The sequence below is a fragment of the Sphingomonas sp. Leaf17 genome (assembly GCF_001421505.1).
Classification (GTDB): domain Bacteria; phylum Pseudomonadota; class Alphaproteobacteria; order Sphingomonadales; family Sphingomonadaceae; genus Sphingomonas.
In genome coordinates, this window is record NZ_LMKL01000001.1 from 463,688 (window position 1) to 486,819 (window position 23,132).

21 protein-coding genes are annotated in these 23,132 nt (G+C 67.2%); 7 read left to right on the plus strand and 14 right to left on the minus strand.

Annotation, left to right across the window (positions count from 1 at the left end):
• Positions 1-34: 34 nt before the first annotated feature.
• Together glgB and ASE75_RS02220 are read right to left on the minus strand one after the other, a co-directional pair.
• Positions 35-2,203 (minus strand): 1,4-alpha-glucan branching protein GlgB, encoded by a 2,169-nt coding sequence (gene glgB, locus ASE75_RS02215; RefSeq protein ID WP_055928107.1) that lies wholly within the window; start codon positions 2,201-2,203, stop codon positions 35-37.
• Positions 2,200-4,722 (minus strand): glycogen/starch/alpha-glucan phosphorylase, encoded by a 2,523-nt coding sequence (locus ASE75_RS02220; RefSeq protein ID WP_235512478.1) that lies wholly within the window; start codon positions 4,720-4,722, stop codon positions 2,200-2,202. Before ASE75_RS02220 ends, glgB begins: the two co-directional genes overlap by 4 nt.
• A 43-nt stretch (positions 4,723-4,765) precedes the next feature.
• Here ASE75_RS02220 and ASE75_RS02225 point away from each other — a divergent pair, with 43 nt between their 5' ends.
• From ASE75_RS02225 to ASE75_RS02240, 4 genes are all read left to right on the plus strand, one after another.
• Entirely contained in the window at positions 4,766-5,611 is an 846-nt protein-coding gene (locus tag ASE75_RS02225) for an HpcH/HpaI aldolase/citrate lyase family protein (RefSeq protein ID WP_055928110.1), read from the plus strand.
• A gap of 84 nt (positions 5,612-5,695) precedes the next feature.
• On the plus strand, positions 5,696-6,982 hold the full coding sequence (locus ASE75_RS02230) for an MFS transporter (RefSeq protein ID WP_055928113.1): 1,287 nt from the start codon (positions 5,696-5,698) through the stop codon (positions 6,980-6,982).
• A gap of 70 nt (positions 6,983-7,052) precedes the next feature.
• Positions 7,053-7,916, plus strand: a complete 864-nt coding sequence (locus ASE75_RS02235; RefSeq protein WP_055928116.1) for an SMP-30/gluconolactonase/LRE family protein — start codon at positions 7,053-7,055, stop codon at positions 7,914-7,916.
• A 45-nt stretch (positions 7,917-7,961) separates the two neighbouring features.
• Entirely contained in the window at positions 7,962-8,894 is a 933-nt protein-coding gene (locus ASE75_RS02240) for a glutaminase (RefSeq protein ID WP_055928119.1), read from the plus strand.
• Between the two features lie 6 nt (positions 8,895-8,900).
• Here ASE75_RS02240 and ASE75_RS02245 read toward each other — a convergent pair whose 3' ends face one another.
• From ASE75_RS02245 to ASE75_RS02275, 7 genes are all read right to left on the minus strand, one after another.
• Positions 8,901-10,994 (minus strand): AsmA family protein, encoded by a 2,094-nt coding sequence (locus ASE75_RS02245; protein WP_055929269.1) that lies wholly within the window; start codon positions 10,992-10,994, stop codon positions 8,901-8,903.
• A gap of 112 nt (positions 10,995-11,106) precedes the next feature.
• Complete coding sequence (locus ASE75_RS02250) at positions 11,107-12,078, minus strand: FAD:protein FMN transferase (RefSeq protein ID WP_235512479.1); 972 nt, start codon at positions 12,076-12,078, stop codon at positions 11,107-11,109.
• Between the two features lie 10 nt (positions 12,079-12,088).
• Positions 12,089-12,928, minus strand: a complete 840-nt coding sequence (locus ASE75_RS02255) for a DUF4198 domain-containing protein (RefSeq protein ID WP_055928122.1) — start codon at positions 12,926-12,928, stop codon at positions 12,089-12,091.
• Positions 12,929-12,939: 11 nt separating this feature from the next.
• Positions 12,940-13,434: a DUF2271 domain-containing protein gene (locus ASE75_RS02260; RefSeq protein ID WP_055928125.1), complete on the minus strand. Its 495-nt coding sequence runs from the start codon at positions 13,432-13,434 to the stop codon at positions 12,940-12,942.
• Between the two features lie 14 nt (positions 13,435-13,448).
• Positions 13,449-14,099: a PepSY-associated TM helix domain-containing protein gene (locus tag ASE75_RS02265; RefSeq protein WP_268796011.1), complete on the minus strand. Its 651-nt coding sequence runs from the start codon at positions 14,097-14,099 to the stop codon at positions 13,449-13,451.
• Positions 14,100-14,413: 314 nt separating this feature from the next.
• The gene (locus ASE75_RS02270) at positions 14,414-15,367 is read right to left on the minus strand and encodes an isopenicillin N synthase family dioxygenase (RefSeq protein ID WP_055928128.1); all 954 of its coding nucleotides are present in this window, start codon (positions 15,365-15,367) and stop codon (positions 14,414-14,416) included.
• 115 nt (positions 15,368-15,482) lie between these two features.
• On the minus strand, positions 15,483-15,980 hold the full coding sequence (locus ASE75_RS02275; RefSeq protein ID WP_055928130.1) for a hypothetical protein: 498 nt from the start codon (positions 15,978-15,980) through the stop codon (positions 15,483-15,485).
• 112 nt (positions 15,981-16,092) lie between these two features.
• Here ASE75_RS02275 and ASE75_RS02280 point away from each other — a divergent pair, with 112 nt between their 5' ends.
• The 3 genes from ASE75_RS02280 (at position 16,093) to ASE75_RS02290 (ending at position 18,852) form a co-directional block, all read left to right on the plus strand.
• On the plus strand, positions 16,093-17,364 hold the full coding sequence (locus ASE75_RS02280; RefSeq protein ID WP_055929284.1) for a multidrug effflux MFS transporter: 1,272 nt from the start codon (positions 16,093-16,095) through the stop codon (positions 17,362-17,364).
• A 78-nt stretch (positions 17,365-17,442) separates the two neighbouring features.
• Positions 17,443-17,784, plus strand: a complete 342-nt coding sequence (locus tag ASE75_RS02285) for a hypothetical protein (protein WP_055929287.1) — start codon at positions 17,443-17,445, stop codon at positions 17,782-17,784.
• Between the two features lie 468 nt (positions 17,785-18,252).
• Positions 18,253-18,852, plus strand: coding sequence for an outer membrane protein (locus tag ASE75_RS02290; protein ID WP_055928133.1), 600 nt, complete (start codon positions 18,253-18,255; stop codon positions 18,850-18,852).
• A gap of 102 nt (positions 18,853-18,954) precedes the next feature.
• Here the strand turns inward: ASE75_RS02290 and ASE75_RS02295 are convergent, their stop codons facing one another.
• The 5 genes from ASE75_RS02295 to sufC form a co-directional block, all read right to left on the minus strand.
• Positions 18,955-19,308 carry a HesB/IscA family protein gene (locus tag ASE75_RS02295; protein WP_055928135.1) on the minus strand — a complete coding sequence of 118 codons (354 nt, stop codon included), beginning with the start codon at positions 19,306-19,308 and terminating at the stop codon, positions 18,955-18,957.
• Positions 19,308-19,769, minus strand: a complete 462-nt coding sequence (locus tag ASE75_RS02300; RefSeq protein ID WP_055928138.1) for a DUF59 domain-containing protein — start codon at positions 19,767-19,769, stop codon at positions 19,308-19,310. Before ASE75_RS02300 ends, ASE75_RS02295 begins: the two co-directional genes overlap by 1 nt.
• Positions 19,766-20,977, minus strand: a complete 1,212-nt coding sequence (locus ASE75_RS02305) for an aminotransferase class V-fold PLP-dependent enzyme (RefSeq protein ID WP_055928142.1) — start codon at positions 20,975-20,977, stop codon at positions 19,766-19,768. Before ASE75_RS02305 ends, ASE75_RS02300 begins: the two co-directional genes overlap by 4 nt.
• Positions 20,978-21,149: 172 nt before the next feature.
• The gene (locus ASE75_RS02310) at positions 21,150-22,244 is read right to left on the minus strand and encodes a SufD family Fe-S cluster assembly protein (RefSeq protein ID WP_055928145.1); all 1,095 of its coding nucleotides are present in this window, start codon (positions 22,242-22,244) and stop codon (positions 21,150-21,152) included.
• Positions 22,245-22,387: 143 nt separating this feature from the next.
• Positions 22,388-23,131 (minus strand): Fe-S cluster assembly ATPase SufC, encoded by a 744-nt coding sequence (gene sufC / locus ASE75_RS02315; protein ID WP_055928148.1) that lies wholly within the window; start codon positions 23,129-23,131, stop codon positions 22,388-22,390.
• Position 23,132: the final 1 nt, after the last annotated feature.

The window sequence follows — 23,132 nt, forward strand, 5'->3', positions numbered from 1 at the left end:
GTCCGTCTCCTGTTCGTGCGGCCTTTGCGACCGTTTACTGATTGTCGAGTTGCAGCATGATCGTGGCCAGCGGCGGCAACGTGATCCACGCCGCGCCGTCCTTCGCCTCGACCGCGCCCATATTGCCAAGGCCGCTGCCCCAATAGTCATGCGCGTCGCTGTTGAAGACTTCGCGCCACACCCCGTTGGCGGGCATCGGCACCCGGTAGGGCGCGCGCGCGATCGGCGTCATGTTGGCGATCACCACAACGGGTGCCGCCCCCGGGGCCTTGCGCACCCAGGCAAAGACGGAATTGGCCGCGTCGTCGCCGATCAGCCAGTCAAACCCGTCCGCCTCGCAATCGCGGGCGTGCAGCGCGGGCGTGGCGCGGTACAGCCGGTTCAGGTCGCGCACCAGCTTGCGCACGCCCTCATGCGCCGCCGACACGCGCAAATCCCAGTCAAGCGGCCGATCCTCGCTCCATTCGCGCCGCTGCGCGAACTCCTGTCCCATGAACAGCAGCTTCTTGCCGGGATGGCCCCACATCAGCGCATAATACGCCCGCAGGTTCGCAAACTGCTGCCAGTCGTCGCCGGCCATCTTGGTCAGCAGCGATCCCTTGCCGTGCACCACCTCGTCATGGCTCAGCGGGAGTACGAAGTTCTCGCTGAAGGCATAGGCAAGGCCGAACGTGATCTCGCCATGGTGATGTTTCCGATGCACCGGCTCGCGTGCCATGTACTGGAGCGTGTCGTGCATGAAACCCATGTTCCACTTGAACCCGAAGCCTAGGTTGGTGCGCGGCCCCTCCACCAGCGCAGGCGCGGATACGCCGGGCCAGGCGGTCGATTCCTCGGCGACGGTAAACACGCCGGGAAAGCGGCCATAGACCTCGCGGTTGACGCTGCGCAGGAAGTCGACCGCCTCCCAATTCTCGCGCCCACCTTCGGCATTGGCGATCCATTCGCCGGGTTGCCGCGAATAATCGCGGTACAGCATCGACGCGACCGCATCCACGCGCAGCCCGTCGATGTGATAGCGTTCGGCCCAGAACAACGCATTGTTGACCAGGAACGCCGCCACCTCGCGCCGCCCGAAATTGTAGATCGCGGTATTCCAGTCCGGGTGGAACCCCAGGCGCGGATCCTCATGCTCGTACAGCGCGGTGCCGTCGAAATGGGCAAGGCCGTGCGCGTCGGTCGGGAAATGCGCCGGCACCCAGTCGACCAGCACACCAAGCCCCGCGCGGTGCGCGCCATCGACGAAGCGCGCGAACCCGTCGACATCGCCGAACCGCGCGGACGGCGCATACAGGCCGGTCGTCTGATATCCCCAGCTTGGGTCGTACGGATGCTCGGCGACCGGCATGAACTCGATATGGGTGAAACCCATGTCGACGACGTACGGGATCAGCCGCTCGGCCAGCGCGTCCCAGGACAGATACCAGCCGCTGGCATCGCGGTCCCACGACCCGGCATGGACCTCGTAGATGCTGATCGCCTCGCGGCGCTGATCGACCGAAGCCCAGTGCGCGCGGTGCGCGTCGTCGCCCCAGACATGACCGCACGGACCGGCGGTGACGGACGCGGTAGCGGGGCGAAGCTCGGTCGCGACCGCGAACGGATCGGCCTTTTGCGGCTGGACCTGACCGTCTGCTCCCACGATCTCGAACTTGTAGGCGCGACCGGTGCCGATATCGGGCAGGAAGATCTCCCACACGCCGATGGCTCCGCGCCGGCGCATCGGATGCCGTCGCCCATCCCAGTCATTGAAGTCCCCGACGACCGACACCCGCCGCGCATTGGGCGCCCAGACCGCGAAGTGCATGCCGTCGGCACCCTCGTGGTGGATCGGGTGTGCGCCCAGCTTGTCGTACAGCCGGAAATGCGTGCCCTGCGCCATCAGCAGATCGTCGACCGGCCCCAGCACGGGGCCGAAACTGTACGGATCGGTCACGTCCCACGTCGCGCCGCCACCGGTCGCGCGGTAGCGGATCGGCCGAGGATCGCCCGTCACCAGCCCCTCGAACAGCCCGGCGTCGTCCACCCGGTCCAGCACGCCGAGCGACACGCCGGTCAGGTCATGCGCCTCCGCCGTTTCCGCCCCCGGCAACCAGACCCGCGCGAAACTGCCCTGCGGGCTGTCGAACACGCCGAGCAGCGAAAAAGGATCGTCGTGACGCCCATCGAGCAGCGCCCGGATCGCGTCACGCGGCGGCGTCACATCACGCCCCAGATGTCGCGCGCATATTCGGCGATCGTGCGGTCGGACGAGAACCAGCCCACGCCCGCCACGTTGCGGATCGCGCTGGCGGCCCAGCCGTCCTTGTCCGCCCAGCGCCGGTCGATCTCGCGCTGCGCCGATGCATAGGCATCGAAATCGGCGGCGACCATGAACCAGTCGTGCGCGTACAGCCCGTCCATCAACCCGGCATAGCGGCCGTGATCGTCGGGCGAGAACACGCCGGAACTGATCGCGTTCACCGCCTGGCGCAGTTCGGGCGATCCTTCGATCACGCTGCGCGGTTCATACCCGCTCGCACGGCGATCCGCGACCTCGTCGGCGGTCATGCCGAAGATGACGATGTCGTCCGCGCCGACATGATCGCGGATCTCGACGTTCGCGCCGTCCAGCGTGCCGATCGTCAGCGCACCGTTCAGCGCGAACTTCATGTTGCCGGTGCCCGACGCCTCCATACCGGCGGTCGAGATCTGTTCGGACAGGTCGGCGGCCGGCACGATCTTCTCGGCCAGCGACACATTGTAGTTCGGCACGAACGCGATGCGCAGCAGCCCGCCGACGCTGGGGTCCGCATTGACCCGCCGCGCGACGTCATTCGCCAGTTTGATGATGAGTTTAGCGTTATGATAGCTCGACGCGGCCTTGCCCGCGAACAACTTCACGCGCGGGGTCCAGTCGCGTTCGGGGTGGCTGCGGATCTGGTCGTACAGCGCGACCGTCTCGACGATGTTCAGCAACTGGCGCTTGTATTCGTGGATCCGCTTGATCTGCACGTCGAACAGCGCATCCGGGTCGACCCGAAGCCCCATGCTCTCGCGAAGATGCGCTGCCAGTGCCACCTTGTTAGAACGCTTCACCGCCATGAACCGCTCCCGGAAACCGGCATCCCCGGCAAACGGGCGCAGGTCGGTCAGCCTAGTCAGGTCGTCGAGAAAGCCGTCGCCGATCGCCTCGCGGATCAGCGCGGTCAGGCCGGGGTTGCATTCCTGCAACCAGCGGCGCGGCGTGATGCCGTTGGTCTTGTTGTTGATCCGCGTCGGATACAGCCTGTGGAAATCGGCAAACACCGTCTGCTTCATCAGGTCGGTGTGCAGTGCGGCCACGCCATTCACGCTGTGCGCGCCCGCGAACGCCAGATTGGCCATCCGCACCCGCCGCTCACCGCCCTCGTCGATCAGGCTGATCGCCGCGATCGCGCGGTCGTCCATGCCCGCGACCGCCCGCGCCTCGCGCAGCAGCTTCGCGTTGATCGCATAGACGATCTGCATGTGGCGCGGCAGAAGCCGCTCGAACAGCGGCAGCGGCCAGCTTTCCAGTGCCTCGGGCAGCAGCGTGTGGTTGGTGTAGCCGAACGTCGCCTTGGTGATGCCCCACGCCTCCTCAAACCCCAGGTCGTGGTGGTCGGTCAGCAGGCGCATCAGTTCGGCGACCGACACCGCCGGATGCGTGTCGTTCAGCTGGATCGCCGCCTTCTCGGCCAGCGTGCGGATGTCGCCGAAATACTGGACATGCCGCCGGACGATGTCCTGGATCGAGGCGGAGGAGAAGAAATATTCCTGCCGCAGCCGAAGCTCCTGCCCGGCCGCCGACGAATCCGACGGGTACAGCACCCGCACCAGCGATTCCGCCCGCGCCTGCCCCGCCAGCGCGCCGATATGGTCGCCCGCGTTGAACGCATCCAGCCGGATCGGGTCGAACGCCCGCGCGGTCCACAGCCGCAGCGTGTTGACCCGCTTGCCGCGCCATCCGACGACCGGGGTGTCGACCGCCAGCGCCTCCAGCGCCTCGGCCGGTTTCCAGTGGATCGACCCGTCCTCGTGGCCGACGACCTCGCCGCCGAAGCCGATGAAATACGCGCTCTCGCGCCGCTCGAACTCCCACGGATTACCGTGCGACAGCCAGTTTTCGGGCAGCTCGACCTGCCAGCCATCGTCGATCCGCTGACGGAACATGCCGTTCACATAACGGATGCCATAGCCGTAGGCCGGCAGGTCGAGGCTCGCGAGGCTTTCCATAAAGCACGCCGCCAGCCGCCCGAGGCCGCCATTGCCGAGTGCGGCGTCCGGCTCGATCTCCTCCAGCGCGGCCAGCTCGACGCCAAGCGATGCCAATGCCTCGGTCACTTCGCCGGTCCGGTCCAGATTGGCGATCGCATCGCGCAGCAACCGGCCGATCAGGAACTCCAGACTCAGATAATAGACCCGCTTGGCCCCGGCCGCATGCGCCGCCTTGGTCGACGTCATCCAGCGTTCGATGATGTCGTTGCGGATCGTCAGGATCGTCGCGGCCAGCCAGTCGTGCGGGCGCGCGGCCTGTGCATCCTTGCCGATGCGGTGGACCAGCGTGTCGAGGATCGCCTCCGCCAGCGGGGTCGGCGTTGGCGATCCAGTCGTCTGGGGCGGTGGCGACAGGGGTGCGGTCGGCGAGGAAGCGATGGTTGTCACGAGAATCCCGGCATCGTTGATCTGACCAGACCTTAACGGCGGCATCGGACTTGTCATGCGCTGTTTCCCCGTCGGGGCGGATCAGGCTATATTTTCGGGCATGACCGCTTTTTTCCGCCACCGCAGCGCGCTGTTCATGCCCGCCTCCAACCCCCGCGCCATCGCCAAGGCGCGCACGCTGCCGTGCGACATCGTGATCCTCGACCTGGAGGACGCGGTGGCGCCGGATCAAAAGGCACAGGCCCGTACCGCCGCGCGCGCCGCGATCGCGGACGGCGGGTTCGGCGACCGTCCGGTCGTCCTGCGGGTCAACGCGCTCGACACCGAATGGTCGTTCGAGGATCTGGATGCCGCCCGCACGAGCGGGGTCGACGCGGTGCTGGTGCCCAAGGCGACGCCCGCTGCGTTGCGGGACGCCCGCGCGGCGCTGGGGCCGGACGGGCCACCGTTGTGGGCGATGATCGAGACTTGCGGCGCGATGCTCGACCTGCGCGATATCGTCCGCGCCGCGCCAACGCTGAACCTGACCACGCTGGTGGCCGGCACCAATGATCTGGCCAAGGACATGCGCTGCCGCCCCGATGCCGCGCGCACGCCGCTGTTGCCCGCGCTTGCCGCGATCGTCACCGCCGCCCGCGCGGGTGGGTTGGTCGCGCTGGACGGTGTCTGCAACGCGATCGACGATGCCGACCGGCTGGCCGCCGAATGTCGGCAGGGCGCGGACTTCGGCTGCGACGGCAAGACGCTGATCCACCCCGCACAGATCGCTGCCGCCAACGCCGCCTTCGCCCCCGACGCCGCGACGCTCGACTGGGCAACGCGCGTCGTCGCCGCCTTCGACAACCCCGCCACCGCCAATCGTGGGGCGATCCGCCTGGATGGCGCGATGGTCGAGCGGCTGCATCTGGACGAGGCCCGCCGGATTCTGGCCAGCGCTACCGAATGACCCCATGCGGCGGGGGTCGCACAACGGTGAATGGCGGCGTAAGACGCTAACCCATGTAAACCGCCAACCGGGAGAGACGGCGCGATGATCGAGACAAAGCGGATCAAATCGATCATCGGCGGGGCGGCCGGCAATCTGGTCGAATGGTATGACTGGTACGCCTATTCGGCGTTCACGCTGTACTTCGCGCCCGTATTCTTCCCCTCGGACGACCCCACCGCGCAGTTGCTGAGCACGGCGGCGGTCTTCGCCGTCGGCTTCCTGATGCGCCCGATCGGCGCGTGGGTGATGGGCATCTATGCCGACCGGCGCGGACGCAAGGCGGGGCTTACGCTGTCGGTCACGCTGATGTGCCTCGGCTCGCTCATCATCGCGGTCTGTCCGGGCTATGCCACCATCGGCGTCGCCGCGCCGATCCTGCTGGTTGTCGCGCGGATGATCCAGGGTCTGAGCGTCGGCGGCGAATATGGCGCGTCGGCGACCTATCTCAGCGAGATGGCGGGCAAGACGAACCGCGGCTTCTTCTCCAGCTTCCAGTATGTCACGCTGATCGCCGGCCAGCTGATCGCGCTGGCCGTCCTGCTGCTGCTCCAGGCGGTGATGCCCGAGGCGGCGCTGGAGGCGTGGGGCTGGCGCATCCCGTTCGCGGTCGGGGCCGCACTGGCGCTGGTCGTATTCCGCATCCGCCGTGGCCTTGCCGAGACGCAGGCCTATCAGAATGCCGACAAGGAAAGCACCGCCACCGGCGCACCGAAATCGTCGGGCTGGATGCTGTTCAGCAAATACCCGAAGGAGGCGTTCACGGTCGTCATGATGACCGCCGGCGGGACGCTCGCCTTCTACGCCTACACGACCTACATGCAGAAATACCTCGTCAACTCGGCCGGGTTCGACAAGGTGACCGGCACGCGGATCGTCGCTGCCGCCACCTTCCTCTACATGCTGCTGCAACCGGCCGCCGGCGCACTGTCGGACCGGATCGGCCGGCGGCCGCTGATGATCGCGTTCGGCGTGCTGGGCATGATCTTCACCGTGCCGATCTTCTCGGGCATCGCCGCCGTGGGCACGCCGTTCGGCGCGTTCCTGCTCGTGACCGCCGCGCTGGTGATCGTCACCGGCTATACCGCGATCAACGCGGTGGTGAAGGCGGAGCTGTTTCCGGCGCACATCCGCGCGCTGGGCGTCGCCCTGCCCTATGCCATCGCCAACACGCTGTTCGGCGGTACCGCCGAATATGTCGCGCTGTGGCTGAAGTCGAAGGGGGTGGAACAGTATTTCTTCTGGTACGTCACGGCGATGATCGGCGTCTCCCTGATCGCCTTCATCAAGATGCGCGACAGCCAGAAGCACAGCCGGATCGTCGAGGACTGAACGCCACTTTCCGGCTTCCGCCCGCTCAAATGTCCGACTAATCGACGGCAAGGATCGTAGGAGAGACAGGATGGAAAGCCGGATCGTTTGGCCGCTGGCCGCGCAGCTTGGCGAAGGACCGCTCTGGGTCGCTGAAGACGCGGCACTGTGGTTCGTCGATATCAAGGGGCATGCGATCCACCGGTTCGATCCAGCGACGCAGGCGGGCACCAGCTATCCGGTCGACGGTCCCGCCAGCTTCCTGGTGCTGGCGGCCGATGGCGGATTGCTGGTCGGCATCCGGGGGCACCTGCACCGCTTCCGCGACGGCATGCTCTCGGCCCCGATCGCGGCGATCGACATGCCCGCGCACAACCGGACCAACGACGCCACCGTCGATGCGCGCGGACGCCTGTGGTTCGGGACGATGGACGACAACGAGACGCTGGCGACCGGCGCGGTCCATGTCTTCGACGGTCGCGACATTAGCGCGGTCGGCGGCCAATGCGTCATCACCAACGGTCCCGCGACCAGTCCCGACGGCCGGTTCCTGTATCATGTCGATACGCTGGGCCGCACCGTCACCCGCTTCGATATTTCGGCCGGTGACCTGCTGCGCGACGGCGAACCCTTCATCGCGATCGAGGACGGGGCTGGTCATCCCGACGGGGTCAGCGTCGATTCCGAGGGCTGCGTCTGGGTCGCGCTCTGGGGCGGCTGGGGCGTGCGGCGCTACGCCCCCGACGGCACGTTGCTGGCGACCGTTGCGTTGCCCGTGCCGAATGTCACCAAGGTCGCGTTTGGCGGCCCCGACCTGCGGACCGCCTATGCGACGACCGCCTGGAAGGGCCTGTCCGACGCCGAGCGCGCGGCCGCGCCACTGGCCGGCGGTCTGTTCGCCTTCGATGCCCCTGCCCCCGGACTGCCCGCCAATGCGGTAACGATGGCGGTTTAGGTTCAGCCGGCTGGCGTCGGCGCGGATCGGCGCTAGTCTACCCAAATGGATTCCCTTGCCGCCATCGTCGCCGACATCGCCGCGGAAATGGCGGCCGCGCCCGATCGTGGTGCGGTCGCCGATTATATCCCGCCGCTGGCCACCGTGCCGCTGTCGCATTTCGGCATGGCGGTGGTGGAGGCGGACGGCACCTGCCATGTAGCCGGCGACGCCGACCAGACGTTCTCGATCCAGAGCATATCCAAGGTCTTCGCGCTGACGCTGGCGCTGGGCGCGGTCGGCGACCAGTTGTGGCGGCGGGTCGGCCGGGAGCCGTCGGGCAGCGCGTTCAATTCGATCGTCCAGCTGGAAACCGAACGCGGGGTGCCGCGCAACCCGTTCATCAACGCCGGTGCGATCGTCGTGTCCGACATGCTGCTGGCCGGCTATGCCCCGCGCGAGGCGATCGGCGAAATCCTGCGCTTCGTCCGCGCGCTGGCGAATGACGACGCGATCTTCATCGACGAGGCGGTGGCGCTGGCCGAAGCAGGATCAGGCTTTCGCAACATCGCGCTCGCCAATTACATCCGCGCGTTCGGCAATCTGCATCATCCGGTCGAACGGACGCTGGGGGTTTATTTCCATCAATGCGCGCTGGCGATGACGTGCCGCCAACTCGCCCACGCCGGGCGCTACCTGATGGCCGGGGGGATCAATCCCGCCACCGGCCGATCGGTCGTGTCGGCCCAGCGCGCGCGCCGCATCAACGCGGTCATGATGACCTGCGGCCATTATGACGGGTCGGGCGAGTTCGCCTACCGGGTCGGCCTGCCCGGCAAGTCCGGCGTGGGCGGCGGCATCCTGGCGATCGCGCCGGGCAAGGCCAGCATCGCGGTCTGGTCGCCCGGCCTGAACGCGCGCGGCAATTCCCAGCTCGGCACGCTGGCGCTGGAGCGGCTGGTGCAGCGGACCGGCTGGTCGGTGTTCGACCCCGACTGAGGCGTTTCAGAACAACCCCAGAAACTTCTTTTTCTTCGGCGCCTTGCTCGTCGTGCCATTGCCGACGTCCGACCGCGCGTCCCCCTCGTCGGTACGCTGCGCCTTCGCCCGCGCGCCAGCCAGCACCGGACCGCAGGCCGCCGCCTTTGCATCGCCGACATCGACAAACGCCAGGATCGCCGCCGGCGGCGTCGCCAGCAGGCCAAGGCCCAGACCGACACCGGCGCGGCTCAGCAACTGCGGGCTGATGACCGACAGCGACGGCCGCGAGAAATAGCCGCCAAGCCCGACCGGCGACTGGCCCGACAACAGGCTGAACTTCTTGCCGTCGGCACGGAACGCCAGGTCCATACGCTCGGTCCGGAAACTGAACCCGCCGCGACCGGTGATGACGCTCTTGGCCGTGTCGATCAGGATCGGGTCGGCCGCCGCGATGCCGTTTCGCACGGTAAAGCCGATCAGCCCGCAATTGATCTGGACCGGCTCCTTCAGCCGCCCCTGGAACATCTTTTGCGCAAACGTCCCGATGTCCAGCTCGGCCAACTGGACGTTGCCGGTCGACAGCGTGCCGCGCGGCATCGTCGCCGCGATCCGGCCATCGGCAGTGGACAGCGAATCGTGGATCGTGTCGCCATCCCCCTCAAGCTGCGCCCGCCCCTTGATGAGGCCGGTCGTCCCCGCCTCGGTCACGCCGAATCCGGCGAGCAACCGGCCCATCGGCGTCGGGGCGAGACGAATGTCGTAACTGGTATGCGCCGGCCGCTTGCGCGTATCGACCGTCACGTCGGCAGCGATATTGCCCCGCGCCATCGACAGGGTCAGCGGCGACAACGTCATGACGCCGTTCTTCAGCGCCAGCGTCAGCGCGATGTCGGACAGGGGTATCTTGCGCGACCGGACCTTGTCGACGGTGTACCGGACGTCGGCATCGAACTGGCGCATCGCGGCCACCCGCAACGGCGCATCGGGCAGCATGAGCGCCGGCGGGGCACCCGTCGCCCGCGCCGCCGCCTGGAACCCGCGCGTGGCGACGATATCGGGATTATAGCCGATGAAGGGCGCGACATCGACGATATCGAGCGTCCGCGTGGCGAGCGTCGCGGCGATGTGCACACGCGGCCCGCCATTGTTCACGGTGAAGCGGCCGGCGATGTCGCTGTCACCAAACCGGCCGATCAGCCGGCGGAAGCGATATTCGTCGCCCTTTTTCACCAGCTGCGCGGTCATCCGGTAGGCGCGCGTTTCCGGCACGACCACGCCGATGATACCCAGCAACTCGTCGACATTGCGTCCGCGCGCCGCCACAGCCAGCGGCACGCCCTCGATATCGGCGACCGAGGGCAGCACGCCGGCCACGCCGATCACGTTGTTCGCCGCCACCGCGCGCAGCTTCAGCCGGTTGCGCCCGCGCGCCACCGTCTCGTCGGGCGACAGCAGCGCCCCGGTCACGGTGAAGGGCGTATCGCGAACGACCCCCTTGCCATCAAACGATACGGAACGGCCGATCCGGGTATCGGCGGACCGGACCGTGTCGAACGCGATATCGGCCAGAAGGCGCATCCGCGGGTCGCGGTAACGCAGGGTCGTTCCGCTGACGACGGCCCGGTCGATGGTCGGAAACTCCAGCGGAGCACCGCCCTTTTTTTCGCTGAACGTCCAGCTGTTGGTGGTGTGGGCCGCATTCCATTCCAGATCGACCGCGCCCTTGTCCATGGTCAGCGCGTACAGCCGCCGCCGCCCGAAGATCAGCGACAGCGGAGCGATCCGCGCGTCCAGCCGGTCGGCGGTGAACAGCATCGGCTTCGTCGCCCAGGCGGGATTGCCGATCGCCAGCCCGTCCGCGACCAGTTTCAACTGGAACGGCGCGAAATACAGCTGGAAATCGCCCCGCACGGTGACGCTGCGGTGCGTGAGACCGCCGACCAGCCGCTCGAACGGGTGGCGCAGGAACCGACCCTTCGTGATGTACAGGACCAGCCAGCACAGCAGCAGCGCCGCGACTGCTCCCAACACTATCCGGTACAGGACAACGCGCCGCCATCGCCGGGTGGTGGAGATTTCGTAATCGGTCGTCATTCCTGCGGTCGTCGCATCCGTCATCATGCTTCCCAACGATCGCCAGACATTGCGCCGGTCCTGGCTCAGAATCCTGTTGGCACCACCAACGCATCGGCCGATGATTCGAGCCGATCGGCTGTTTCGTGACGACGGTTCAGGGATCCGCCAGCATCGCCGCCATGCCCGGCGTCAGATATTCATGCGTTACGCCCCCGACCACCGTCACGATGCGCGCGGCGATTCCGTGCGCGGTGGCCATCGCCACGCCCGCCTCCGCACCCGCCACGGTCAACGCCGTCGCCCAGGCATCGGCGGCCAGTGCGGTCGCATGGACCACGCTGGCCGACACCACCCCGTTGGCGACCGGCCTGCCCGAGCGGGGATCCAGCGTGTGGGCACCGCGCACATAGTCGCCCGATGTCGCCACGGCGATACCGTGCAGCGCGATCCGCAGCGGTGCGACATCGGCACCCGGCGGCACCTCCAGATCGACCCACCATGGCTGGCCATCGGGGCGAACGCCCATCCCCGCCAGTTCGCCGCCGATTTCGACCAGCGCATGATCGACGCCCAGATCGCGCAGGAGCACCGCGACCGCATCGACCGCTTGGCCCTTGGCGATGCCCGACAGGTCGAGCGCCAGCTCACCCGGCTGCCGCAAATGTCCGTCGCGCAACGCCAGCCGCCGCCAGCCCGATGCCGCCAGCGCCCCCGCAATCGTCGCCGGCGTCGGTGGTGCCGCCACCGCGACCGGGCCAAAGCCCCAGAGATCGACCAGACGGCCGATCGCCGGATCGAACGCGCCATCGGTCTTCGCCGCGATCGCCAGCCCCTCGGCCATGACCTGCGCGAAATCGGCGGGCAGCGCGGCCCAGTGTCCCGCCGGGGACCGGTTGAAACGCGCCAGATCCGACGTCTGCGACCAGTGGCTCATCTGCGCGACCAGATCGTCGAGCCGCGCGACGATCGCCGCCGCGATGGCGTCCGCCGCCTGCCCTGACGGCAAGGCCAGCCGGACGGACCATCGCGTGCCCATCGTCTCCCCGTCAAGACCGACAACGGCGGCGGCCGGGTCACGCCGCGCCAGCGCGTCGACGGCGATGACCGGCGGCAGTGCGATCCTCACCCGGCCTGGCTCACGGCGTCAGGACTTCCAGCGTCGTGACATAGTTCATCCGCCGCTCGGTCGCGCGCGGCGTGGTCGTCTTCGCATCGGTCGCCGTCGCGTTCAGCCAGTACATGCCGGCCGTTGGCCAGGTCACGCTGAACCCGCCGTCAGCGCCGGTCTTCAGGGTCATCGCCCCCTCGTCGTTGCGATACCGCTTGCCGCCGGGGATTACCGTGACGGTCAGCCCCGCCGCCGGCTGGCCGTCGATCAGGAAGCGGAACCTGGCCGCCTCGCCAGCCACCAGCTCGTCCGGGTGCGTGACGGGCGCGAACTCCAGCCCCTTGCCCGTGGGCGTCAGGACGGTGGTGGTCGGCGCGCCGGCGGTCACGAACACCTCGTTGCGCGACGACGTCTCGGTCAGCTTCACGTTGGTCGCGTTGGCCGGGATATCGGCGACCGTCAGCGGCGCGGGCTGGCCGGGACGCGGCGGGCCACCGCGCCCGCCGACGCGCTTTTCAACGCCATCGACGGTAAAGCTGCCCATCACGCCGGACATCTGCGCGCCGATCTTCCATGTACCGGGCTTGTCGAGCTGGACATCGAACACCGAGCGATAGCGGCCGGTCGCGCCATTCTGCAGCGCGCCCGGCGTTCCGTCGGGCTGCCAGACCTTCACCCCGTCGAGCCGCATCGGCTGGTGATCGAAGAAGAACAGGTCGTTGGACACCGCCGCGTCGATCGTCACCCAGGCGTCGGTGCCCGAAAAGACGGTCCCCGACGGCAGCATCCACATCCGGTGTGCCGAGGCGATGGCGGGGACCGCAAGCAGCGCGGCGGCGGCGATCAGGCGGACGGCAAATGGCTTCATGGCAGGGTTCCTCAACGGGCGGACAGGGTGATGGCACCAAGTTCGGATTTGCCGGACCCGCGCGCATTGGGATTGGGCACGCTCAGCGGCAGCGTCACCAGTTCGCGACCGCCGGTTTCCCGCGCGGCCTCCACGTTCAGGACATATTGGCCGGGCTTGATGTTGGCGGGCAGCGCGATGGTGTATTGCCCCGGCGCGCGGGTCGCGCCGCTGATGCCGTCGGCCGGCACGGTCATCGCCCGGCCGCCCTTGCGCCACCACGCGCGCAGATCGGCCAGATACTTGGTCCCGGCTTCCTTGCCGACCTTCTTCGTCTCGTACCACAGCGCGATCGTGCGGGCCGGGCCGCCGCCAACCGGCTCAAGCCAGATCGCGACATAGGGCTTGTGATATTCGGCGACCGGCTGACGCGGGATGGTGACGGTCACGGTCCCGGCAATGGCGGGCGCGGCGACACCGCCGGCCAGCAACGCGAACAGGGGAAGAGCGAACGGGGATGGTCGCATGGCAACGGGCCTCCTCAATGGACGAACAGGATCAACAGGATGATCGGAATGACGGCACCCGCCGCCACGATGGGCCAGGTCAGCCGCCGGTGGCGTGCATGCAGATGCAGCAGCAGCAGACCCGTCAGCGTGAACAGGATGCAGACGCCGGCGAACAGGTCGATGAACCACGCCCACGCCCCGCCGGCATTGCGGCCCTTGTGCAGGTCGTTCAGGTACGCGATCCAGCCGCGATCGGTATCCTCCGCCGTGATCCGCCCGCTGGCGCGATCAATGCTGACCCAGGCGTCGCCACCGGGGCGCGGCAGGGCGACATAGACGTCGGTGTCGGACCACTCCCCGGCCTTGCCCGCCGGGTCCAGCCCGACCGATCGTTCGACCGCCGCCGACATCGATGGCGGCAATGGTCCTTCGCTGGTCGACGGGGTCGCGATCAACGCGCGCAACGGCGGCGGCAACACGCCTGCGCGCTCCTGCACCACCGGCGTCGCGCCGATCATGGCCGCATGATTGAGGGTGATGCCCGTGGCCGCGAACAGCAGCATGCCGATCAACGCGACCGCCGCGCTCATCCAATGCCACATGTGCAGTTGCTTGAGCCACCAGCCGCGCCATTTGCGCTTGGTCTGGCGGACTGGAGTCGGGATCGGGTCGGTTCGGGTCACCCCGTCCGCCTAGCGGGCTATCCCGAGAAGTTCAACATTATTGCGAATGCCTCGCATAAGCCGAAAGCGCATCATGCCCGGATCCTCTGCGCCGAACCGTCGGGTGCGAAAATGGCCCAGCGATCCGGTGTCCGCTGGGCCAGTTTTCGGTCCGTTCCGGGAGCTTCACATCACGAGAACGGCCCCCGGACCATAATGCCTATTATTTTAATGGGAATAGGTTCCGGCCGCCCGTGCGCCCAGCCGACACCATGGTGCGACGGCAGGTGGTCGGGATCCCTGCGGGACCGCCACCCTGTCGCCCGGTCAGGCCATCAGGCCTTGATAAGACCGATCTCGACCAGCCGCTCGTGCAGATAATCATGCGCGGTGATCGGCGTCGGATAGCGGTTCGGATTCGTGTCGCTGACGCAGGACGGCAGGGTCTCGATCAGGAAATCGGGTGCGGGGTGCAGGAAGAAGGGCATCGAATAGCGCGAATGGCCACGGCGTTCGGGCGGCGGATTGACGACGCGGTGTGTGGTCGACGGCAGGACATGGTTGGTCAAACGCTGCAGCATGTCGCCGACGTTGACGACCATCGCACCCTCGGGCGGCTTGATCGCCAGCCAGCGTCCGTCCCGATCGAGCAGTTCGAGGCCCGCCTCCTCCGCGCCCAGCAACAGGGTGATGAGGTTGATATCCTCGTGCGCGCCCGCCCGCACCCCCGGGGCATCGGCCGGGATCGGCGGATAATGCAGCAGCCGCAGCACGCTGTTGCCATCCTTGACCGCCGGGTCGAACCAGTCGGGGGCCAGCCCCAGATGCCGCGCGATCGCCGACAGCAGACGGTCACCCGCCCGGTCGAAGGCGGCGAACAGCTCGACGAAGGTTTCGCGGAAACCCTCGGGGCGTGCCGGCCAGACATTGGCGGCCATGCGATCGGCATATGGATGGCCGGCGGGCAACTCGCGCCCGACATGCCAGAACTCCTTCAGGTCGACGACGTCGGCCCCCTTGGCGATCTCGGTCCTGAACGGCGTGTAGCCGCGCGCGCCACCGCTGCCGGCCAGATGGTGGCGGCGCTTCTCGTCCTCGTCCAGCGCGAACAGCGCCTGCGTCTGCGCCCAGGCGCGCGCGATCAGATCCTCCGAAATGCCGTGGTCGGCGATGACAGCGAAACCATAGCGTTCGAACGATCCGCCGAATGCAGCAGCGAAACCGTCCGGATCGCGGTCGGCATCGGCGAGGGAAAGCGTCGGCACCTGGGCCGAGGGCGTATCGAGCATGGCAAATCGTCCCGGATCACAACGGAAACGTCAACGATAGCGTATGGCGGCGGGGTGGGACAAGCGGTGTGGCTCCGGGCCGGACCAAGCCCCCGCCCCGCGCGGCGACGGTCGGTCAGCCGCCGACGACCAGCGTGCCCCTGGCCTTGTCCGCGCCCTCCGGTGCCAGATCGAGCGTGAAGGCCTTTTTATCGTCGGTCGTACCGCGCAGGCTGTTGCCGTCGGCAGCCACGGTGAAGCCGGTCTTTTCCATTCTGGCCACGAACCAGTCGCGCACGACCTGCGGCGTGGCCGGGCTGGTGAAGGACAGGCGGACGCCCTCATTACCCTTCCCGTCACCACCCTGGATATTCATCCCCTGGATGGAGGAACCGGGGTAGAGATGAACGCCGTTCATGTCGAAATTGTCGGCGTTCAGCGTCATCCTGGGCAGGGCCAGTTCGCCCTTGAACCCGGGAATGTCCACCTTCAGCGCGCCGGTCCTGCCGTCGATCCCGCCCGTCATGGCACCGCCATCGGCATTGATCGCGATCGTCGTTCCCTCCTCCGGCTGGTTGCACGCCGCCGTCAGCAGCATCAGTGCGAGCGAAACGATGACAGGCGATCGCGACATGGAGAACCTCGTGGTGCGTTGGTTGGGCAATACACGTAATACGTATGCACCGGGGCAGCAAGCCGGGTCGCGGGTGGCGAACGGCCGACCGATTGCCTATGTGCGTGCGTTCATGACATCCGCACACACCGAAATCGCGCCGGTCACGGCCGCCGAACCCCTGCCCGACGCCCTGCCCGAACCGGCGGGCGCGCCGATCGGCTTTGCCGAGTTCGTCGCGCTGATCGCCGCGCTGATGGCTTTGGGTGCGCTTGGCATCGATTCGATGCTGCCCGCCCTGCCCGCGATCGGCGACGCGCTGGGGGTCACGCTGGAAAACTCGCGGCAGCTGGTCATCACCGCGTTCGTCATCGGCTTCGGCGTGGCGCAGCTGGCCCATGGTCCGCTGGCCGATCGCTACGGCCGCCGCACGGTGCTGATCTGGGCACTGGTCGCCTATGCGGTCGCCAATGTCGCCGCGGCGCTGGCTGGCAGTTTTGCCCTGCTGCTCGTGGTGCGTGCGCTTGGCGGTGCCGCGGTGGCGGCGACCCGTGTCGCAACCGTCGCGATCGTGCGAGACTGCTATCACGGCCGGGCCATGGCCAAGGTCATGTCGATCGCGTTCATGGTGTTCATGGTCGTACCCGTGCTGGCCCCCACGTTCGGGCAGGCGGTGCTGCTGTTCGGTGACTGGCGGCTGATCTTCTGGATGGTCGCTGCGCTGACGCTGGCCGTGCTGACGTGGTTCATCCTGCGGATGCCCGAAACGCTGGCCGCCGCTGATCGCCAGCCCATTTCGGCCGCGCGTATCCTGTCGGGATGGCGCACGACGCTGACGAACCGCTGGTCGCTGGGCTACACGCTGGCCACCACGGCGCTGATGAGCGCGCTGTATGGCTATATCAATTCGATCCAGCAGATCATGTTCGACACGTTCCGCCTGCCGGCAATGCTGGTGTTCGTATTCGCCGGAACCGCCGCGACAATGGCGCTGGCGAACCTGCTAAATTCGCGGATCGTGATGCGGATCGGCACCCGCCGCATCAGTCACAGCGCGATGACGGCGCTGACCGTCCTGGCCGCCGTCCACCTCGCGCTGATCCTCGGCGGGATGGAGAGCATCTACGTCTTCTCGGTATTGCAGGCGCTGACCATGGCCTGTTTCGGTCTGGCGACGTCGAACTTCTCGGCGATGGCGATGGAGGACATGGGCCGGATCGCCGGGACCGCCTCCAGCGTGCAGGGGTTTCTGAGCGTCACGCTGGGCGCGATCTTCGGCGCGATCATCGGCCAGTCTTTCGACGGGACGACCGCGCCGATGGTCACCGGCTTCCTGGTGGCGGGTCTGTGCGCGCTGGCGTTCGTCACCGTCACCGAACGCGGGCGCCTGTTCCGGTCGCATTGATCCGCCGCTCGTCGCAGGCGCACGGAACCCGCCGCGCCACCCGCCCGTTTCCAGACCATCACAGCGATGGAGGCGATCATGGGCGGACATCAGGTACGCGGCACGGGCACCGGCGACGACGGGTATGACGAGGACGGCTATGACGAGAGTCAGCGTGCGGAAATACTGGAGGCCACTCGTGACGGACCAAGCGACGGCAATCTCCTGACCGATCTTGCCCCCGACCTGGGTGACGACGACATGGAGGACGAGGCGATCGACGACCTGGAAATGGATTCGCGGGCGGTCGGCGAAGCCGATTCCAGCGTCGACATGGACGAGGACGATCAGGACGAGGACGACGCACAGGATGCGTTCGACGGCCAGCGGAACGATACCGATCCATCGACCGATCGCGATGACGTTGCCTTGCGACCCTGACTACACGGCCTGATGCCGTCACCGGACGGAGACACGAATTCGTACGGCCACCGGCCGGTCACTCCCTGCACGGGGCGGCCGGCCTTTCTTGTTGCATCGCAATACGGCGCGGCGGGCACGGCCGGTCGCCCGCTGATTTGCGCAAACCGATTCGGCACGATTATACAGTGGACGATAGGTCGGATCGTATCCCCGGCTTTTCCCGACGTGACGGAAAATGACCGATCTCCATGATTGTGGCGGCCTTGCCTTGATCCCGCCGCACTCTTCCCGGGCCGGCCCCACCACCGACTTGGTTCGTTCATCCAAACGACAGAAACCGTTGCAGAAGGGCAACGGATTCAAAAGTTCCACGCTTTTGTACGGTTGCAGTGCAACGAATTGACGGGTGCGCGGTTATGACCTCGCTGCCAAAGACGGTCGATGCGACCCGGCAACATTTTTCAAGACGAGCAAGGAACTCTATTTATGCGTAACATCGTCCTCGCTGCCGCTGCGGCGGTAGCGTTCGCATCCGCACCTGCCCTCGCCCAGGACGCGCCGATGTCGGACTCGAGCGCACCGACCGCGCCCGACGGCACCAAGGCGTTCGGCATCGAGCCGTATTTCGGCATCATGGGCGGCTACGAAAACTTCGATCGCCAGGAAAACGCCGGGATCCCGTTTCGCTCGCGTGGCAACTTCGCCGGTTCGCTGGTGCAGGGCGTACTCGGCGTGAACGTGCCGCTTGGCCCGGTGTTCGTCGGCGCAGAGGGCAATGCGACCAAGGGCGTCAGCGGTGACATCGACTGGCAGTACGGCGCAGCCGGCCGGTTCGGTTTCCGCGCAGGCGAGAGCGGCCTGTTCTACGGCAAGGTCGGTTACCAGTGGGTCAATTTCGACGCGCTGGGCGACGACAGCCGTGACTTCCATGCCGTGACCTATGGCATCGGCGCAGAAGTCGGCCCGAAGGACATCGGCCTGGGCGGCATCACCGGCAACAGCGGCATCCGCTTCCGCGGCGAAGTCAGCACGTTCGGTGCAGCCAAGAGCATCCGTCCGATGGCTGGTATCATCGCGCACTTCTAAGCGCTGATGATCTGACCTGAAAAAACCACGGTGAGGGCAACCTCACCGTGGTTTTTTATTGCGGTGTTGCCGGGCCGGAAAACCGCCAGCGCGTCGTCCTGGTCAGACCGTGAAGCTCTCGCCGCAGCCACAGGCGCCCTTGGCGTTCGGATTGGCGAAGACAAAGCCGGCGGCAAAGTCGTCCTCGACCCAGTCCATCGTCGATCCGATGAGATACAGGATCGAGCCGCCATCGACGAACAGCGTGCCGCCGGGCGTGTCGATCCGTTCGTCGAACGCCTTGGCCTCGGTGACGTAGTCGACCGAATAGGCGAGGCCGGAACAGCCGCGACGCGGCGTCGACAGCTTCACTCCGATCGCTCCCGACGGCGCCCGTCCCATCAGATCGGCGATCCGGGCATGCGCCGATGGCGTCAGGTTCAGCGCCGCGGGACGTTCCCGCAAGGTCGTCGCCATTACAGCATCCCCAGTTCGAGTTTGGCATCGTCCGACATCTTCTGCGGATCCCAAGGCGGATCCCAGACGAGATTCACGTCGGCGGTCGCGATGCCCGGCACCGCGCTGACCCGCAGTTCGACCTCACCCGGCATCGATTCCGCGACCGGGCAATTCGGCGTCGTCAGCGTCATCGACACGACCGCGTGCGACCCGTCGATGTCGATGCCGTAGATCAGGCCGAGGTCGTAGATATTGACCGGAATTTCAGGATCGAAAATATCCTTCAGCGCGGCCAGCACGCCTTCATACAACTCGCCGCCCGGCTCGGTCGGGGACATGCCCGCCGGCTTCTGGGTCAGGAAGCCATCGAGATAGTCGCGCTTGCGTTCCGTGATCGGCTCCGGCGCGATGTCCTGCACACGGGCCTTGGGCGGTGCCGACACCGCCTCCACTTCTTCAACGACGAACCGGTCGCTCATCCAAAAATCCTTGTTACCCGGTCGATCCCGCGCACCAGCGCATCGACATCCTGCGGGCCGTTATAGACCCCGAAACTGGCGCGGGCGGTGGCCGGCACACCCAGCGCATCCATCAAAGGCTGCGCGCAGTGGTGGCCGGCGCGGATCGCGACTCGCTCCTCGTCCAATATGGTGCCGATATCATGGGGATGCACCCCTTCGATCGTGAAGCTGACGATGCCCGCCGAATCCGCCGGGCCATAGACGCGCACGCTATTGAGCGTCGACAGCGCCTCGCGCGTCCGGGTCACCAGCGCGGTTTCATGCGCGTGGATCGCATCGAGACCCAGCGACGTGACATAGTCGATGCCCGCCGCCAGCCCCAGCGCGCCGACGATGTGCGGTGTCCCCGCCTCAAACCGGCCCGGCGGCGGCGCATAGGTCGTCTTCTGGAACGTCACCCGGTCGATCATCGACCCGCCCCCCTGATAAGGCGGCATCGCCTCCAGCAGTTCGGGCCGCGCCCACAGGAAGCCGATCCCGGTCGGCCCGTAGAGCTTATGCCCCGACGCGACGTAGAAGTCGCAATCCAGCGCCGCCATGTCGACCGCGACACGCGGCACCGCCTGGCACCCGTCGAGCAGGATCTTCGCACCCACGCCGTGCGCGATATCGGCGGCGCGGCGGCCATCGAGGACCGATCCGAGGACGTTTGAGACGTGGCAGAGCGCGACCAGCTTGTGCCGGGGCGTCAGCATCGCCGCCATCGCGTCGAGGTCGATCCGGTGATCCCCGGTCAGCGGGATCACGTCGATCGCGACACCAAGGCGCTCGGCGACCATCTGCCACGGCACGATGTTGCTGTGATGCTCCAGCAGCGACAGGGCGATACGGTCGCCGGCCTTCAACTGAGTCCCGGCCCAGCATTGCGCGACCAGATTGATCCCCTCGGTCGCGCCGCGCACGAACACGATCTCGTTTTCGCTACCGGCGCCGATGAAGCGGGCGACGGTGCGACGCGCGGCTTCATAGGCCAAGGTCATGTCGGCCGAGCGCTGATACACGCCGCGATGCACGGTGGCGTAGGTTTCACCGTACGCGCGGGTGATCGCGTCGATGACCGCCTGCGGCTTCTGCGCGGTGGCGGCGGTGTCGAGATAGGCCCAGCCCTCGGGAATCGCCGGGAAGTCGGCGAGCGTGTCGAGCGGGCGAGTTTGAGTGGCGATCATGGCTGGTGGCCCGGGGTGAAGTTAGGGATGTTGTGGTTCGTGGAGATTTCCTGTTCCCCGGCGAAGGCCGGGGTCCAGTAACACCGCAGACGTGACGGCGGACGGCAATCCGCCACGACGGCGCGCCCGACTGGACCCCGGCCTTCGCCGGGAAACACGGAGGGAGCGTAGATCAAGCAGCCCCTGCCCCGCCCAACGCGCGGTCCAGCCATGCGTCGGCATCCGCCTCGAACGCCACCCGGACCGTCTCGTCTTCGATCCGGCTCAGCGCATCGCCGACGAAGGCGCGGGTCAGCAGCGCCTGTGCGCGGGCGGGAGCGATTCCGCGGCTCTGCATGTAGAACAGTGCCTTGGCATCGAGTTCGCCGACGGTCGCACCGTGCGCGCACTTCACGTCGTCGGCGAAGATTTCCAGCTCGGGCTTCAGGTTCACGGTCGCGGTGCGTTGCAGCAGCAGCAGGCCGCGCAAGCTCTGTTCACCGTCGGTCTTCTGCGCGTCGCGCGCGACCTCTACGGCGGCCGCTAGGCTGGCGGTCGAGCGATCGGCGGCGACCGCGCGCCAGAGCTGGTGCGACTGGCCGTTGGGCGCAGCATGGCGCACGCGGACGGCGCATTCCTGCTTCTGCTCGGCGCGGGTCAGCAGGGCACCGCCATATTCGGCGATCCCGGCATTGCCCGCCAGCGTGATCGCGGCGTCGACGCGGGTGCCGGCATCGCCCGCGCCGAGCATCGTCGTGACGAGGTTCGCATCCTCCGCCAGCGTCACTTCCTCCCGCAGCGACACGAAGCCTTCGGTCTGGAGCAACCGCACCGCGCGCATCAGACGCGCGCCCTTGCCCAGCGTCACGCGAGTCAGCCGGTTCGACCAGCCTGTGCCGACATAGGTTTCAACGACCTGCGCGGTCGCGCCGTCGCCCAGCACGATCCCGGCCGGCAGGTGGTTGCTGCCACCGGTCGCGACATGGACGACCTGCACGGGGTCGTTCGTGCTGCCCACCGCGACATCGAGCCGCCAGCCCGAGCCGGCCGCCTGCGCGCCAAGGACGTGGTCGCCACCGTCAAAGGTTACAAAGGTCACACCGGCAGCGGGGGGTAGCCCCTCCCTCTGCGGCACGCCGTCGATGACCAGCAGGCGGATGCCGGGCAGGTCGAGGAACAGCGCATCGGTGTCGGCCGCGGCGGTCGTGGGCAGGGCGGCGGCGGCGGTGATCGCCGCCGGATCGGCCCAGCGCCATGCTTCGACGCGGGTGTCGGGGAGTACGATCAATTCCTCCCCGGCACGGGGAGGGGGACCATCCGCAGGATGGTGGAGGGGGGTCGCCGCGAGGGGTGTCGCTTGTGGCGCACCCCCTCCACCACCGGCTGCGCCGGCGGTCCCCCTCCCCGTGCCGGGGAGGATTTGCGCGTCGTTCATGCCGCGATCCCCACATACCCGTCGGCTTCAAGCTGGGCGGCCAGTTCCGGCCCGCCCGAACGGATGATCCGTCCACCGCTGAGCACATGCACAAAATCGGGCTGCACATAATCGAGCAGGCGCTGGTAATGGGTGATGAGGATCACCGCCTTGTCGGGTGCGCGCATGATACGGTTGATGCCGTCGCCGACGATCCGCAGCGCGTCGATGTCGAGGCCGGAATCGGTTTCGTCGAGGATCGCCAGTTTCGGTGCGACGATGCCCATCTGGACCATCTCGTTCCGCTTCTTCTCGCCACCCGAAAAGCCGACATTCACCGGCCGCTTGAGCATGTCATACTCCATCGACAGCGATTCCGCCTGCGCGCGGGCGAGCTTCAGGAATTCGCCGCCCGACAACGGCTTTTCGCCGCGCTGGCCGCGCTGGGCGTTCAATGCCTCGCGCAGGAACTGGACATTCGACACGCCGGGGATCTCGACCGGATACTGGAAGCCGAGGAACAGGCCGGCGGCGGCGCGCTCGTTCGGAGCCATTTCCAGCAGATCCTGCCCCGCGAACTCGACCGACCCTTGCGTGACCTCGTACCCCGGCCGTCCGCCCAGCACATAGCCGAGCGTCGACTTGCCCGCGCCGTTCGGCCCCATGATCGCATGGACCTCGCCCGCGTTGACGGTGAGGGACAGGCCCTTGAGGATTTCCTTGCCGTCGATTTCGGCGTGAAGGTTATTGATTTTTAGCATT

Bases quoted from the DNA above. Each gene is read 5' to 3' on its own strand.
- ASE75_RS02300 (WP_055928138.1), bottom strand. From the start codon at position 19,769: ATGAGCGACCGGTTCGTCGTTGAAGAAGTGGAGGCGGTGTCGGCACCG.
- sufC (WP_055928148.1), bottom strand. From the start codon at position 23,131: ATGCTAAAAATCAATAACCTTCACGCCGAAATCGACGGCAAGGAAATC.
- ASE75_RS02255 (WP_055928122.1), bottom strand. From the start codon at position 12,928: ATGAAGCCATTTGCCGTCCGCCTGATCGCCGCCGCCGCGCTGCTTGCG.
- ASE75_RS02295 (WP_055928135.1), bottom strand. From the start codon at position 19,308: ATGGCGACGACCTTGCGGGAACGTCCCGCGGCGCTGAACCTGACGCCA.
- ASE75_RS02230 (WP_055928113.1), top strand. From the start codon at position 5,696: ATGATCGAGACAAAGCGGATCAAATCGATCATCGGCGGGGCGGCCGGC.
- ASE75_RS02235 (WP_055928116.1), top strand. From the start codon at position 7,053: ATGGAAAGCCGGATCGTTTGGCCGCTGGCCGCGCAGCTTGGCGAAGGA.
- ASE75_RS02245 (WP_055929269.1), bottom strand. From the start codon at position 10,994: ATGACGGATGCGACGACCGCAGGAATGACGACCGATTACGAAATCTCC.
- ASE75_RS02240 (WP_055928119.1), top strand. From the start codon at position 7,962: ATGGATTCCCTTGCCGCCATCGTCGCCGACATCGCCGCGGAAATGGCG.
- ASE75_RS02270 (WP_055928128.1), bottom strand. From the start codon at position 15,367: ATGCTCGATACGCCCTCGGCCCAGGTGCCGACGCTTTCCCTCGCCGAT.
- ASE75_RS02225 (WP_055928110.1), top strand. From the start codon at position 4,766: ATGACCGCTTTTTTCCGCCACCGCAGCGCGCTGTTCATGCCCGCCTCC.
- ASE75_RS02290 (WP_055928133.1), top strand. From the start codon at position 18,253: ATGCGTAACATCGTCCTCGCTGCCGCTGCGGCGGTAGCGTTCGCATCC.
- ASE75_RS02280 (WP_055929284.1), top strand. From the start codon at position 16,093: ATGACATCCGCACACACCGAAATCGCGCCGGTCACGGCCGCCGAACCC.
- ASE75_RS02275 (WP_055928130.1), bottom strand. From the start codon at position 15,980: ATGTCGCGATCGCCTGTCATCGTTTCGCTCGCACTGATGCTGCTGACG.
- ASE75_RS02305 (WP_055928142.1), bottom strand. From the start codon at position 20,977: ATGATCGCCACTCAAACTCGCCCGCTCGACACGCTCGCCGACTTCCCG.
- ASE75_RS02220 (WP_235512478.1), bottom strand. From the start codon at position 4,722: ATGACAAGTCCGATGCCGCCGTTAAGGTCTGGTCAGATCAACGATGCC.
- ASE75_RS02260 (WP_055928125.1), bottom strand. From the start codon at position 13,434: ATGCGACCATCCCCGTTCGCTCTTCCCCTGTTCGCGTTGCTGGCCGGC.
- ASE75_RS02285 (WP_055929287.1), top strand. From the start codon at position 17,443: ATGGGCGGACATCAGGTACGCGGCACGGGCACCGGCGACGACGGGTAT.